Consider the following 13,327-nt stretch of genomic DNA (forward strand, 5'->3'; position numbering starts at 1 on the left):
TTGGTGAGGAGACTTTCACGCGGAGTTTGGCGGAGGCGGGTTTGGAGTCGCATATGCGGGTTGGCCTGCCGAGGGTATCGAAGTCGGCACCGTACATGGTGACGATCCAGTTTGACGAGGGGCGTACCGAGCCTGGTGCGCCCGGAACGGAGGTAATGCTGTGAGTTCTAAACCACGAACGCGGGAGCATTTCCCGAAGATGAAGCAGCGCGGCCGGTACCGCGCATGTCGAGCCCCGAGAACGAACCTGTTCCCGGGGCTCGCTCGTACCATTGGGGTGTTCAACGCGTTGTCCGCTGCCCTGGTACTCACCAAGGTACAGATGGAGGCTCTCCTGCGTGAGGTGAGTATCAATGAAGCCATGCAGAAGTTGGAAGCCAGCATGGCGGCCCTCCAAGAAATGCACGCTCGCGATGACGAGAGGCGGGATCGCAAGCAGGCCGGGATCTCCGATTCAATCAACCGATGGGCTGGGCAGCCTGAGCGGACCATCCGCGGTGCTCAGGCATCCATGGTCCTGATTGATGAAACCCCTCTGCTTCGGGATGTTGCCGTGCGTCGGCCCTGGTGGAAGCTCTGGGCCCGCGGGTGAGGCGCGTCATTATCGAGTCCCCGTATGCCGGGGATATCGAGGCTAACACGGCGTATGCGCGAGCAGCGTTGCGAGACAGCCTGATCCGGGGTGAGGTGCCTTTCGCATCTCACCTTTTGTACACCCAAGCGTTAGACGACACCGACCCTGCAGAACGGGATCTCGGTATCCGCGCGGGCCTGGAATGGGCCGCCACCGCGCACGCAACCATCGTCTACCACGACCTAGGCATCTCGGCAGGCATGCAACAAGGCATCGAAGCCGCGGCCGCTGTAGGTCGTCCCGTCGAATACCGAACTTTGAAGGAGAACCCATGACCGAGATCCGAACAACCTCATCTACCGGAGGCCAGAAGGGCACCAAGCCCGAACGGTATGACCTGATACCGACATTCCCGCTGGCGGAGTTGGCGCGCCTGTACGGGGAGGGAGCGAAGAAGTATGACGACCACAACTGGGCCAAGGGCTACGAGCTGTCCAAGTTGTATGCGGCTTTGAGTCGGCATCTCAACCAGTTCTGGAACGGTATCGACCGTGACGAAGAAACAGGTGTGCTGCACCTCGCAAACGTCGCCTGGCATGCGTTCACCATGATGGAACTCCTCGCCGCACACCCGGAGTTCGATGACCGTCGAAAAGACGCCGTGCCAATCGACTGGTCAGAACCGCGCGCAGTTGAACCCGCGCCTCAGTTGGTGTCGATTGAAGTTGGTGACATTGTTTCAGTAAACATCCAAGGGGCGCTCTGGACCGGCGAGGTGGTTCCGGTTTCGCCTAGTAACATCTGGGTTCGTCAGCGCGCTCATTCCGCGAGCATTCCAAAGGCCTGCATCTACGAGCTCAACGGCCATCCTTTCAAGTGGGTGGGTGAATGAGTGACATGAGGTACCCGAAAAAGGGAACTTACTACTACGAGTTTCAGAAGGTCCCAGGCGGCTACATGTGGTTCTGGTTTGAAAAGAACCTCGACCCAGAACTTGGCTGTGACGGCGATAAGTCCCGTGTGTTCCCAACACGGGCAGAGGCGCTGCGTGATGCTGCTGATGACTGGGAGTCCAACGGCGGAGAAGTAACACCCCTCGCTCGAACGCTTCGGGCTGCCGCAACTCGAGAAGAAAGGCTAGCTGAATGACTCTTGCTGAGGCTGTAGCGTCGGTTACCTTGCCGGTGACGACGAAGGTGTTTACCGAGTCGGGTGGGCTGCACACGGTTGAACTGCCGTGCCTGCTTGAACAGATCCAGGACGCCGTGGTGTCGTCGGGCAAGGACAGCGCCGGCGGGGGAGGTGGGGCAACAACAGGGTCGGTTTTGAACAGTGCCGCGTTCGATGAAGCCACGTACATTAGACGCGTCATTGGGTCATGGCGAACCGACCTCGGGCTGAAACGCATCCCCGAACTGGTCCAGGCCCTCACAGACTGGCACATGGTCTTCACTCGCACGAGTGGGGACCATGACTTGTTTATCCGCGAAATCCAGTCATGGGCGGTGAAGATCAAACAGATCCTCGACCCGCCCAAACGGCTCGAAATCGTGGGGCCGTGCCCGGTGTGCCTCGAAACCCACTTCGTCAACGAGGAAGGCAACCCGACCGCGAACCCCGTGATCATCGAGTACCCCCGCGAGATGGGAGGCCTTGATGAAGCCCGCGCGCACTGCCGCAACCCCGACTGTGGGCACACATGGGTGGGCGAGATGGACCTGCGTGGACTCCGATACGAAATCGGGTAATCGAACACTAATTCGCAAGACACGCCATACATGTTGTGTTGAGTATCGAATCTGTGTACACTAGAACCACGTCATCTTAGGGTGCACAAAAACTCACAGAAAGGCCCTGGTACTTCGGTACCAGGGCCTTTTTGCGTTAACTTACGGCCAGCATCCATCAAGATAGAACGCCCAGACTCCCGCCAGCTCGCAAGGGTAAAGACGGAGAGCGGGCGACCAGCATTACACGAGTGTGGAGCTGGCCGTAATCGACTACCAGGGCAGGGGTGCCCGGTCATGGTGCGTGGCGCGCACTGGTAGAAAACGCCCGGATAGCCCACGTAAAGGGCGGGGTCGGGATCACTGGGGGTGTCCCGACCCCACACAACTTTGAAGGGGTCACATTGGCGCTCATGGATGATGCCGCTTACCGGGCGGACCTTGCAGGTGACCTGTCGAACGTGGCGATCGGTGCCAAGTACAGTGTGAATGAATCCACCGTGCGAAAGCACCGCCGGCGCATCAAGCCGGCGGAGGCCCCCGATGTGGTGATGGGGCTGCGGCATCGCGCCGTGACCACCGAGGATGCTCGGGAGTGGATTCGCGCAGGCGGCGACGACCCCGACGCGTACAACTTGAGCGTCCGGTCCATTGCCTACGGTGAAGGACTCTGGTCAAACCGGGTTAGCGCGACTCCGAAGACGGCATCCGGCGATGGGCCGGAATGGCCTGTAATCCAGCCCGCCCAGCCGGTGTACGTGGTTGTCCCGGAGATACCGGACGCGCCCGCTCGCGGCCTGAAACTCGCAATCAAGGGCGCAGATACCCAGATCGGTTTCCGGCAGCTCGCAGACGGCACCCTAGACCCCTTCCACGACGACCAGGCAATGGCCTTGTTTGTGGAAGTATGTCGCCGGTATCAGCCGGAGAAAATTCAGATCCTCGGGGACTTTCTCGACCTTGCCGCGCAGGGCCGCTTCGCTCAAGAGGCAGCATTCGCGCAGACAACCCAGGCGTCGATCGACCGCGGGCATCGGTTCCTTGCCGAACTGCGGGCCGTAGCGCCCCGATCCGAGATCATCGTGATCGAAGGCAACCACGACAAGCGCATGCAGAACTTCATCGAAGCCAACGCCCTGGCCGCGTTCGGGCTGCGGCGAGCGCAGATGCCCGGTTCTTGGCCTGTCATGTCGCTGCCGAACCTTCTGCGTCTGGACGAGCTCGGTATCACCTACATGGATGCTTACCCGGCCGCGACCGACTGGGACAACGACACCACACGCAACATTCACGGCACCAAGGCCAACTCTCGGGGGTCCACCACGGCGCAATACGTTACCGACCTGCCCCACATCAACACGTGGGCGGCTCACACGCACCGGGTGGAAATCACCTACCGGTCCGTTATGGGGCCGCGCGGAGAGGCCGTTGAATCGTATTCCGCTAATCCTGGCGCGCTATGCCGCACAGACGGGGCAGTGCCCTCGGTGAACGGCGCGATCGGTGCCGGGGGAGTGCCGGCGAAGGTGGTCGAGAACTGGCAGCAGGGCCTCGGGTTCAACTATTACAACGATACCGAGACATGGCCCGCCGTGTACCGCATCATCAACGGTGCGGCCCTCATCGAGGGCGTGCTGATCAAGGTCCCTGCTGAGTAGTCAGGGAATGGCTTGCGCCTGGCCTCATGGCTTGGCGTGGGCCCCAAAAGCTAGTGCTGAACCTCATGCATTGTGGGGGTAGGTGCTAACCCACCGGCCTTCGGGTCGGTTTTAGATGCATGTCAGGTGCGATCACGCGCCACCGGAACGCCGGATGCCATGCACGCGTGCGGCGGCACGGTAAACACGCACATTCCCGGGTAGCTCAGTTGGCAGAGCCCTTGACTGTTAATCAAGTCCGCGTTGGTTCGAGTCCAACCCCGGGAGCAATGCGAGATCGTAGGCAATCTCTGGCTCGCCTCGCAGAAGACCAGGTTTGTCGGTGAGTAAGTCCACCCATGTGGCCGCCGGCCTGGCACCTTTTATCGGAGGAATCATGGCCCACACTGATCGCGACAGGCGGGGACGACGTCTTTCTGGGAAGCGATGCCCGGATTCACAAAGCGGCGGGTGCCCATACTGCAAGACAGGTGAGTTCAAAAAGCGCCTTCGGCGTAAGTCGCGCAGAGAAGGAAAAGCTGCCGCGCAGGAATGGGAGTAACCGATGTTCTACGCGATCCTCTGCGGCCTGTATCGAGGGGCAATCTTCGGCGCTACCCGACGCATGGCAGTGCATCTGAAGCGCTGCCCGGACCCGCACTAGGCCCGACTGACCCCGTTTGGCATGGTACAAAGTCTCGAAAAACACGGGGTTAGACCATGCACGCGAAAGCCGTACCCGCGTAAACACGCGAAACCCGGCACCTTTTGTACCACCTAATACGTAAAGGAGCAGCACATGAGCGCCAAACACCGACTTGACTGGGCAGAGCTTCAACTCTCGCACTTTGACCAGCAACTCCAAGCTTTGCGGGAGCAGGTGGAAGTAAAGCCCCTTGAAACCAAGACCCCCAGTCGTATCCGCGTTCTCCTGAGCGAGTATGACCCCGTTGAACTGACAATCGATGAGTTCGAGCTTCATGACGACGGTGAGCTGGTGCTCAAGGTTGAGGGTCGCGCCGCTGCGGTATTCGCAAAGGGCGCGTGGTCAGGATTCGTGTCACTTGGGCAGAGTGAGCCCGAGCAGCAAGAGAATGCTGAACAGCCCGGGTTGAGCGAGGCTGAGCAGGAAGCCGACTATCAGGCAGCTAAGGCCCGACGCGATCTTGAGTTCAATTCCGCACGCCCTACTCACGTAGACGGTGAAGGGGACTGGCGGCTCACGCCAGGGGAGCACGTCGGCGATGACTGACCTCGCCTGGAAGAACCCTCACGGCGAGTACATGGTGTGCCTGCATGGGATGACGGCTAATGCTTGTTGTGGGCGTGTGGCTTACGGGGAGTGTGCTCGCTTCTGGGGTCGGGAACGTAGCCGGGGAAGTCGGCTCTCGTTGGACTCTAAGCGAACCTGTTTGAAATGCGGAACAACCAAGACCACCCTTCAGGTGTGGAAGTAGGAGGTGGGCCCAATGAGTGACACCCCTATATATGACGGCTTGGCCGACGCTGCAAAAGGTGTACCTACTACTCGGAGCATCGAGCAGTGGAACGCAACCCAGCGCACACACTCGCCAACTGCCGGGGGCCTCGTGTCCGGCCCCGTACGGTTAGAGCGCATCGCACCTGAGGACATGTCGCCAGCCGTCCATGTACGCCGGACGGTAACCCTGGGTGAGACCACGGGTACCGCAACCATTCACTACCCCAAGGAGTAAAAACATGGCTGAAGCAATCGGTACCGCAAACATCGAGCTCGAAGTCCGAGCCCGCGTGACTGGAGGCGAGTTCCAGACCGTCGCAGAGGGTGAGTTCGAAACGGCCCTCGCATTCACCGGAGGAAACGTGACCACACCCGGGCTAGTCTCGGACCTTGGTGAAGCGATCAAGGCCGTTGGATCTGAGCTCGAAGCGAAAGAGGCCACCTCATGACTGAACAGGCCAAGAACCCACGCCTCCGAATCATTCAGGTCGGGGAGCAGGTGATCGGTAACGTGAGAACCCCCAAGCTCGCGATCATTCTTGACCGCCTCGATGCGGTGCAGGGGCAGTATGAATATGCGGTAAGTCTCGACAAGGGCTCGGACCACATCTTCCTTAGCTTTGGTGTCGAGTATGACCTCGAAGTAAGCAGAGGGGCATAGCTATGGCTTACGACAAGGAACAGTTCGACGCGATGGTGGCCGGGCTGAATACTCAGGACATCCCGGGCATACACAAGGTAGCTAAGCCGCGTCTGCGGGCCGGCCAGGTAGTCGGTCGCATCATCGGCATCACCATTGCCTCCCTGGTGGGGGTGGCGGCTGTATCGCTGCTGGTATGGGGGATCACTACTATATGGGGTGCGATCCTCTCCTAGCGGGGCTGCCCTCCAACAAACCCCCGAGGGGGTGTCTAAACCCGGAGGGGGTCTCGGTAACCCCGGGGCCCCCATCAAACCCGGGAGGGGCACACAAGCAGGCAGGGCGCTTACGGGGCGTATGGCAGGGAGGGTGATCATGGGTAGCGGATTGAATGACCCCCACTACATAACCCGGAGGGACGCTCTCAAGCGTCTGCGTCTTGACTGTTGGATATGCGAACAACCCATCAACTACGACGCACCTTACACGCACAAGGACGCGTTCACCGCTGATCACGTCCAAGCACGATCAAAAGGCGGCTCGCTATACGGCGAACTCAAGCCAGCACATCGAGGCTGCAACTCAAGACGCGGGAACCGCGGCACACAGGTCACATCAACACCAAACACTGCGATGAAATGGTGACCCCAAACATTATGAACAACACAAAACGTGGCACAAAAAAGCGCCTGCGAGGGGTGGGGGGCCTCCCCTCCCCCCGGGGTCGCCTCCGACACTCCGCGCTTTAGTCATATGTGTGCGCGCTTGACACTGGTTTGACATTGACACGGTTTTGACATTGGAGGTTGGTGTGCCTCGAGAGTTGAAACCGTGTGGAACTCCGGCAGCGTATCGGCGTCATCTGCGTGTGCCCGAGCCCGCATGTGATGCGTGCAAGGCTGCGGTTTCTTCGGCGAAGATGGATCGCCTCGATGGGGATCGGGATACACGGAAGTTGAGCGCGATCGCTCCTGCCGTGCCTGCGCCCACCGCTGAGGTTGCGTCCGGTTCGAGCAGCGGCGATGAGTACGACCAGTTGACGGATGCAAAAGAAAACTTGCGGCTTGTGAAGGCCGCGCTGGAAGAGGCTGTGCCTCGTGAAGTTTCGGCGTTGTCCAAGCGCCGGCAAGAGCTTGTGGCGTTGATTTCCGAGCTCGGCGGCAAGAAGGAGGTCTCGATTGCAGACCAGCTTGCAGAGCGCCGGGCAGCTCGTAGGAGAGCAGAACCCGAGGCTTCGGCTACTTCCTGACGTTTACGATCCGATCCTGTCGGCTGACCGTGCCGATGACATGGTGGGCATCGCGGAGATCGCCGGGTTGTATCTGGACCCGTGGCAGCAGATCGGGGCGGAATCACTCACCCTGACTCGCGCCGATGGTCGTTGGGCAGCGTTTGAAGCGTTCGTAGCTGCGAATCGACAGCAGGGCAAGGGAACAATTATTGAGGCTCGCCAGTTGGCGGGCCTTTTTGTGTGGGAGGAAACCCTTCAGGTCTACACCGCGCACGAGTTCAAGACTGCGCAGGAAATGTTTCTTCGGATTCGGCAGCTTGTCGAGGCGACCCCCGAGCTTGACCGACTGGTGCAGCGCATCCGTACCGCTGATGGTGAAGAAGCTATCGAGACGAAGAACGGGTGCCGGCTGAAGTTCATGGCCCGCTCGAGTTCGTCGGGGCGAGGGTTTACGGCTCCGACCTTGTACCTCGATGAGGCCATGAAGCTGAAGCGGCGCATGCAGGCCGCGATCATGCCGACGATGTCGGCGCTGTCGTTGAAGGAATCGACGCAGCTCATGTATTTCTCGTCTGCGGGAGAGCAGGATTCCGAGGTGCAGGAGAGCGTGCGCGAGCGCGCCCTGTCTGGGGATTCTAAGCGTCTGGTTTATGTCGAATGGTCCGTGCCCCGCTGGGATGAGCTTTCGGCTGCCGAGCGAGCACCGTGGCCGTCCCCGGTCGAGTATCGCGCCGACCCTGAGATCCACCGCCGCGCGAACCCTGGATGGAACATTCGCCTCGACCCGGACTTCGTTCTCAACAACGAACTTGAAGCGATGGGCCCGGAACAGTTCGACCGTGAGCGGTTGGGCATCTGGGCGAAGATCGGCGGCGACGGGGTTATCCCGGTCGGTGACTGGCTGGACGCCGCCGGTGACCCGCTCGAGGTCGAGACCGCGGCGCGTGAGTGCGGACGCATCGCTTTCGGGGTGGATATCCCGCCGGCGCGTGACTCGGCGACGATTTCACTCGCTGCGGATCTCGGTGATGGCAAGTTCGCCGTTTTCGTCGTGGACCGCCGCGAGGGAGTCGGATGGGTACCAGACCGGCTGGCAGAGCTCAAAGAGGCATGGAATCCGATTGCGTGCGTTTTCGATGAGCTTGCCGCTACCGGGACGCTGGTTCCCGAGGTGCGGCGTGCGAAGGTGCGTCCCTTGCTGATCAAGACGCGTGAGCTTGGACATGCCTGCGCCCGCTTCTACGACTCGGTAGTTACTCCTGGCCCGGATGGCGAAGGCCGCGTGCTGGTGCACACCGGACAGAAGGAGCTCACCGACGCGGTGAAGTCCGCTGGCAAAAAGACCATGGGGTCCGACTCCGTTTGGAAGTGGGCCCGCACCGGCGAGGCGGATATCGCCCCGCTGATTTCAGCAACGTTGGCGCTGCATGTTTTGCAGAGCCGCAAGAAGACGACAAAGACGGCTGGTAGCGGCGGTCGAATGATTGTGATGGGGTGACCGTGCGAAGTCTTACTGAGGATGAGCAGAAGCTGTTCAACAAGATGCTGGACACGATTCATCAGAAGAAGCGCCGCAATACTCTGCGGTCTCGGTATGCAGACTCGAAGCGGACGTTGCAGCAGGTTGGCATCTCGATCCCTCCCGAGATGCAGGATTTCCAGGCGGTGCTCGGCTGGCCTGAAAAGACTTGCTCGGTCATGTCTCGACGGATTCGCCCTCGAGGGTTTGCCTCGAGGGACAAGAGCACCCTGCTTGATAGCGTCAAGGATGAACTCCTGACTGCCGATGCAGTGTTGGCCGAGAAGCACGCGATTGATGCGTCAGCTCGGCATGGTGCAGCGTTCGTATTCACCTCCCGAGGTGATATCGGTGAGCCCGAAATCGTGTTCTCGGTTCGGTCTGCGCTTTCGGCTACGGCTATTCGTGATCCGCGATCGCGTCGAGTGTTGGCGGCTCTCGAGATCGCAGATGGTGTCTGGAACATGTGGCTGGATGGCAAGGTGCTTGTCATTGGACGCGACCAGAACCAATGGGGCGTGATTTCAGAACTGACGATGACTCCTGGCCGGGTTTACTGCGTCCCATACATTTTTGGTGAGTCCCTGGAAAGCCCGTTCGGGCGCTCTCGGATCACTCGCCCGGTCATGGCCCTAACCGACATGGCGGTCCGGGTCATGCTGCGCCAAGAAGTGTCGGCGGAGTTCTTTAGCGCTCCACAGCGGTTCATGCTCGGCGCGACCGAGGAAATGTTCACGGGCCCGAACGGGGAGCTACGCACAGGCTGGGAGAACATTCTTGGCCGGCTTCTCGCTGTCCCCGACCCTGAAGATGATCTGGGTGAACGGCACCGGGTACAGGTGGGTCAGTTTGCGCAGCAGTCGATGCAGCCTCACAGCGATCACCTGCGGACCGTCGCGATGATGTTCTCTGGTGAGACCTCGATACCTGCTGGGTACCTCGGCATTCTGCACGACAATCCGGCTTCCGCGGACGCTATCAACGCGTCCGAGGCTGACCTGGTGTCGATCGCTGAGGAACAGTTGCCGTCGTACAGCGCGGCTCGCGTGGACTTGGCCCGGAACGTGGCCGCTCTGCTTGCGGGGGAGTACACCGAGAGCATGGCGAAGGACCTGTCCAAGCTGACCTCCCTGTGGCGGTCTCCTTCGACGCCGACGCAGGCTGCAACTGCGGATGCGACGTTGAAGCGGGTCACTGCGTTTCCGTGGATGGCTGACTCGGATGTTGCCCTGGAAGACATGGGATATGACGGTCCCACGCTCGAGCGGTTGAAGTCGGACCGGGCGCGCGCGCAGGTCAACACGCTGCTTGGCTCGTTGTCTGATCGAATGGACGCAGCCGGCAATGATGCAGAAGTAGGTGCGGTTGCTGGACGACGCACCGAGGACTCGCCATCTTCGGCCGAGGACGCTCAGACGTTCAAAGCCAAGTTCGATGCGCTGGGCGTTGCAGTGCGTGCCGGCGTCGATCCCGAGAACGCGGCTAGCTTGCTCGGTTTGAGCGGTATCAAGTTCACTGGCGCAGTGCCGGTGTCGCTGCGTATGCCGACCGACGAGAGCGCCGGGCTGGAAGAACGATGACAACGGCGGCACAGGTGGCGCGGTTTCGTGTTGCGACGGACGCTCTGACTCTTGCGGCGACGGGCGAGGCTGTGGCTCTCTTTCGGGAGGTGTCGCAGCCTAACCCTGTCGCGGTGAGAAAGGCGCTCATCAAGGGGCTGCCGGCGGTGCTGCAACCGTACATTACGGCATCGGGGGAACTGTCGGCGGTCTGGTATGAGGATCTGCGGCGGGAGGCTGTCGGGCCCGGGTTTTATGCCAAGCCCGTCGATGCTCTGCCCGCTGGCCTGGTGTCTGGGATTGCCCGGCATGTGGTTTCCCCGCTGTTTGGGCAGGGGACAGCCACGGTGGCGTCTCTGCTGGCCGGCAGCGTGCAGAAGGCCGTGGCTGGCGCGGGGCGATCCACGATCGATTCGAACGTGAGGCGAGACCGGGCGAAGGTCACTTACGCCCGGACTCCCCGCGCGGGCTGCTGCGCCTGGTGCGCGATGCTCGCCAGCCGTGGCGCGGTCTACGGATCATCCGAATCGGCCGGCGGCGAAGCGCTCAAATATCACGGGTTATGCAGATGCACCGCGACTCCCATTTTCGATGGACAGACGGTTCCCTACGACCTGGCGAAGTACGAGGAAATGTACGCCGCCATGAGAGATCCCGAAACCGGGACCCACGACCTTTCGAACATACGTTCTAAATACGGCATTCGATAGCCCACAATCCACCGCCTCACGGGGCGGTTTTTTCATGCCCAAAAGGGCGCACGTAAGCACTCGCGACGGTCAACAGCGAGGTGAAGGAGAACAGCATGAGCGACATCGAGAACGGCACGGAAAACAACACGGGCGGTAAAGCAGAGTTCACGCCTCCTGCAACCCAGGAAGAGCTGAACAGCCTCATCGCTGGTCGGCTTGAGCGGGAACGTGCTAAGTACGCCGATCACGAAGAGCTGAAGGCCAAGGCCGCAAAGCTTGCCGAGATCGAAGCCGCGAACCTCACGGAGCTCGAGAAGGCAAACGCCGCTGCTGAAGCCGCGCGAGCCGAAGTCGAAGCCGTGAAGGCGAAGCTCGCCGATCGGGATGCAAAGGATGCTCGTGCGGCACTGGTCGCGGAGGTATCCAAGGCCACTGGCGTCCCAGCGGAACTCCTTCATGGCGAGACCAAGGAAGAGCTTGAAGCTCACGCTGTGGTCCTCGCGAAGTACGCCGGCCGAAAGGTCGATGTGGTGCCGACCGCAGGGAGCGGCGGAGAAGCCACGTCGGGTGGCGGCATGGCTGCTGGGCGCGAGCGCGCCCGCAAGAAGTAACTGACCTTTTCCAAATCTTTGAAAGGAGATCCTGATGGATCTGACTATCACCAAGGAAAGCTACGGCGGTTCCAAGCTGTCCTGGCTTGGATCGCGTCGCGGCGTTGATACCGCACGCACCGTAACCATCGATCGCACCAAGCTGACGCCCGCGCAGGTCACTGCCGGCGTTCTGCCTGCTGGCACTCCGCTTGCGGCGTCGGCCAACAAGGTCGCACCGTACACCGCCGCTGAAGGACAGGTCTTCGTGGGCTTCCTGCTCACCGACCAGGCCATCAAGCCCGGCGGCGGCGACATCGTCGCCCCGCTGCTGGACCACGGCCGCGTAATCGTGGCGAAGCTTCCGGTGGCTTTCACCGCACCCAGCAACGCGACTTCGTTCGTATTCGTCTAAAGAAAGGGGAATAGCACATGGCACTTTGGACTGATGTTGTTGATCCCGTAGAGCTCACCGGGTACGCCCGACAGACCCTCGAGGATTACGAGGCAAGCAAGGGATCGCTCGCGCGGTTCCTCCCGAACAAGACCATTGACGACATCGTGGCGCGTTTCCAGCGTGGCCGGGGTGGCCTGACCGAGGTTGCAGAGTACCGTGCGTACGACGCTGAGACCTCGGTCGGCGATGTTGAGGGTGGAGAGCGTGTGACGCTCGAGCTGCCCCCGCTGGGCCGCAAGCTCCGCAACACCGAGTACGACCGTATTCGCGCCCGTGGAAACGTCACCGACGAGTCGGTGCGCCCGACTATCGAGAAGTACGCCGGCCAGGTCGCCCGCGCAGTGTCGGACCGAATCGAGTTTGAGCGTGGCCGCGTCATCGACACCGCCAAGGTTGACATTAGCGAAAATGGCTTCATCGCTAAGGCTGATTTCGAGCGTCGCGCCGACTTCTCTGTTACCGCTGCGAACCTCTGGTCTGCTGCTGATGCTGACCCGCTGCGTGATATCGAAACCTGGCGTGCAGCTTACGTCGAGGAGAATGGCGAGGAGCCGGGTACCATCCTGACCTCCACCAAGGTTCTCAACGCTGCACTGAAGTCGGCTGCGGTTCGCGCGCTGGTTGCGGGTTCGGGCCCGGCCCCGACCGTGATCACTCGCGAGACCTTCAACACGATCCTTGCATCGTTTGGGCTGCCGGCGTTCGAGATCTTCGACCGTCGCGTGAAGCGAGGCGGCGCGAACGTCCGCGTAACCCCGGACGACAAGGTTTACCTGCTGCCTGCGGCAACCGACCCGAACGACCCGGAGGGCACTGACCTCGGCGCTTCGTTCTGGGGCACCACGGCCGAGGCCTCCGAGCCTGAGTACGGTATCCCCGTCGAAGAGCGTGGCGGTCTGGTCGTCGGAACCTACAAGAGCCTCGACCCGGTGGGTGTGTGGGTTCACGGTGCAGCGATCGGCCTGCCGGTCCTGACCAACCCGAACCTCTCGCTCGCGGCGAAGGTTCTCTAGCTAGTCCGTTGGGGCGGCCGGTTCGTGCCGGCCGCCCTTCATGGTGGGAGGTTTTATGTCGAGGATTCGTTTGGATCTGGTTGGCGCTGTCTGGGTTGATGGCGTCGCTTTGCTGGCTGGCGACGAGGTGCCGGAGGGTGCCGTTGTTGGCGAGCATGTGGTTGAGCCCAAGGGTGAAACCGAGGCGGTCGAGGTAGTCGAGACCGTG

At 61.1% G+C, this 13,327-nt stretch carries 16 protein-coding genes and 1 tRNA gene; all 17 read left to right on the forward strand.

Features of this window, described 5'->3' with window-relative positions; all coding sequences use genetic code 11:
- Positions 1-160 precede the first annotated feature (160 nt).
- Positions 161-592, forward strand: coding sequence for a hypothetical protein (locus tag M2390_RS16010; RefSeq protein WP_259180210.1), 432 nt, complete (start codon positions 161-163; stop codon positions 590-592).
- Positions 593-905: 313 nt separating this feature from the next.
- Positions 906-1,466, forward strand: coding sequence for a dATP/dGTP diphosphohydrolase domain-containing protein (locus M2390_RS16015; protein WP_259180212.1), 561 nt, complete (start codon positions 906-908; stop codon positions 1,464-1,466).
- Entirely contained in the window at positions 1,463-1,723 is a 261-nt protein-coding gene (locus M2390_RS16020) for a hypothetical protein (protein ID WP_259180214.1), read from the forward strand. The genes M2390_RS16015 and M2390_RS16020 overlap by 4 nt, the downstream gene beginning before the upstream one ends.
- Positions 1,720-2,322 (forward strand): hypothetical protein, encoded by a 603-nt coding sequence (locus M2390_RS16025; protein ID WP_259180216.1) that lies wholly within the window; start codon positions 1,720-1,722, stop codon positions 2,320-2,322. The genes M2390_RS16020 and M2390_RS16025 overlap by 4 nt, the downstream gene beginning before the upstream one ends.
- A gap of 392 nt (positions 2,323-2,714) precedes the next feature.
- On the forward strand, positions 2,715-3,959 hold the full coding sequence (locus M2390_RS16030; protein ID WP_259180219.1) for a hypothetical protein: 1,245 nt from the start codon (positions 2,715-2,717) through the stop codon (positions 3,957-3,959).
- 194 nt (positions 3,960-4,153) lie between these two features.
- Positions 4,154-4,226: transfer RNA gene (locus tag M2390_RS16035), tRNA-Asn, on the forward strand.
- 511 nt (positions 4,227-4,737) lie between these two features.
- Positions 4,738-5,190, forward strand: coding sequence for a hypothetical protein (locus tag M2390_RS16040; RefSeq protein ID WP_259180220.1), 453 nt, complete (start codon positions 4,738-4,740; stop codon positions 5,188-5,190).
- A 467-nt stretch (positions 5,191-5,657) separates the two neighbouring features.
- Positions 5,658-5,867 carry a hypothetical protein gene (locus M2390_RS16045; RefSeq protein ID WP_259180221.1) on the forward strand — a complete coding sequence of 70 codons (210 nt, stop codon included), beginning with the start codon at positions 5,658-5,660 and terminating at the stop codon, positions 5,865-5,867.
- Complete coding sequence (locus M2390_RS16050) at positions 5,864-6,079, forward strand: hypothetical protein (RefSeq protein ID WP_259180222.1); 216 nt, start codon at positions 5,864-5,866, stop codon at positions 6,077-6,079. Before M2390_RS16045 ends, M2390_RS16050 begins: the two co-directional genes overlap by 4 nt.
- Positions 6,080-6,081: 2 nt before the next feature.
- Positions 6,082-6,294, forward strand: a complete 213-nt coding sequence (locus tag M2390_RS16055) for a hypothetical protein (protein ID WP_259180223.1) — start codon at positions 6,082-6,084, stop codon at positions 6,292-6,294.
- A 719-nt stretch (positions 6,295-7,013) separates the two neighbouring features.
- A complete protein-coding gene (locus tag M2390_RS16060) occupies positions 7,014-7,307 on the forward strand; it encodes a hypothetical protein (protein ID WP_259180224.1) in 294 nt (97 codons plus the stop codon).
- Positions 7,237-8,787, forward strand: a complete 1,551-nt coding sequence (locus M2390_RS16065; RefSeq protein WP_259180225.1) for a hypothetical protein — start codon at positions 7,237-7,239, stop codon at positions 8,785-8,787. The genes M2390_RS16060 and M2390_RS16065 overlap by 71 nt, the downstream gene beginning before the upstream one ends.
- A gap of 2 nt (positions 8,788-8,789) precedes the next feature.
- Complete coding sequence (locus tag M2390_RS16070; RefSeq protein ID WP_259180227.1) at positions 8,790-10,388, forward strand: phage portal protein; 1,599 nt, start codon at positions 8,790-8,792, stop codon at positions 10,386-10,388.
- Between the two features lie 113 nt (positions 10,389-10,501).
- Positions 10,502-11,077 (forward strand): hypothetical protein, encoded by a 576-nt coding sequence (locus M2390_RS16075; RefSeq protein WP_259180228.1) that lies wholly within the window; start codon positions 10,502-10,504, stop codon positions 11,075-11,077.
- Between the two features lie 95 nt (positions 11,078-11,172).
- On the forward strand, positions 11,173-11,670 hold the full coding sequence (locus tag M2390_RS16080; protein WP_259180230.1) for a hypothetical protein: 498 nt from the start codon (positions 11,173-11,175) through the stop codon (positions 11,668-11,670).
- Positions 11,671-11,704: 34 nt separating this feature from the next.
- Complete coding sequence (locus tag M2390_RS16085; RefSeq protein WP_259180231.1) at positions 11,705-12,064, forward strand: head decoration protein; 360 nt, start codon at positions 11,705-11,707, stop codon at positions 12,062-12,064.
- A 17-nt stretch (positions 12,065-12,081) separates the two neighbouring features.
- Positions 12,082-13,119, forward strand: a complete 1,038-nt coding sequence (locus tag M2390_RS16090; RefSeq protein ID WP_259180233.1) for a major capsid protein — start codon at positions 12,082-12,084, stop codon at positions 13,117-13,119.
- Positions 13,120-13,327: the final 208 nt, after the last annotated feature.

The sequence above is a fragment of the Mycetocola sp. BIGb0189 genome, from assembly GCF_024810155.1.
In the GTDB taxonomy this organism is placed as follows: domain Bacteria; phylum Actinomycetota; class Actinomycetes; order Actinomycetales; family Microbacteriaceae; genus Mycetocola; species Mycetocola lacteus.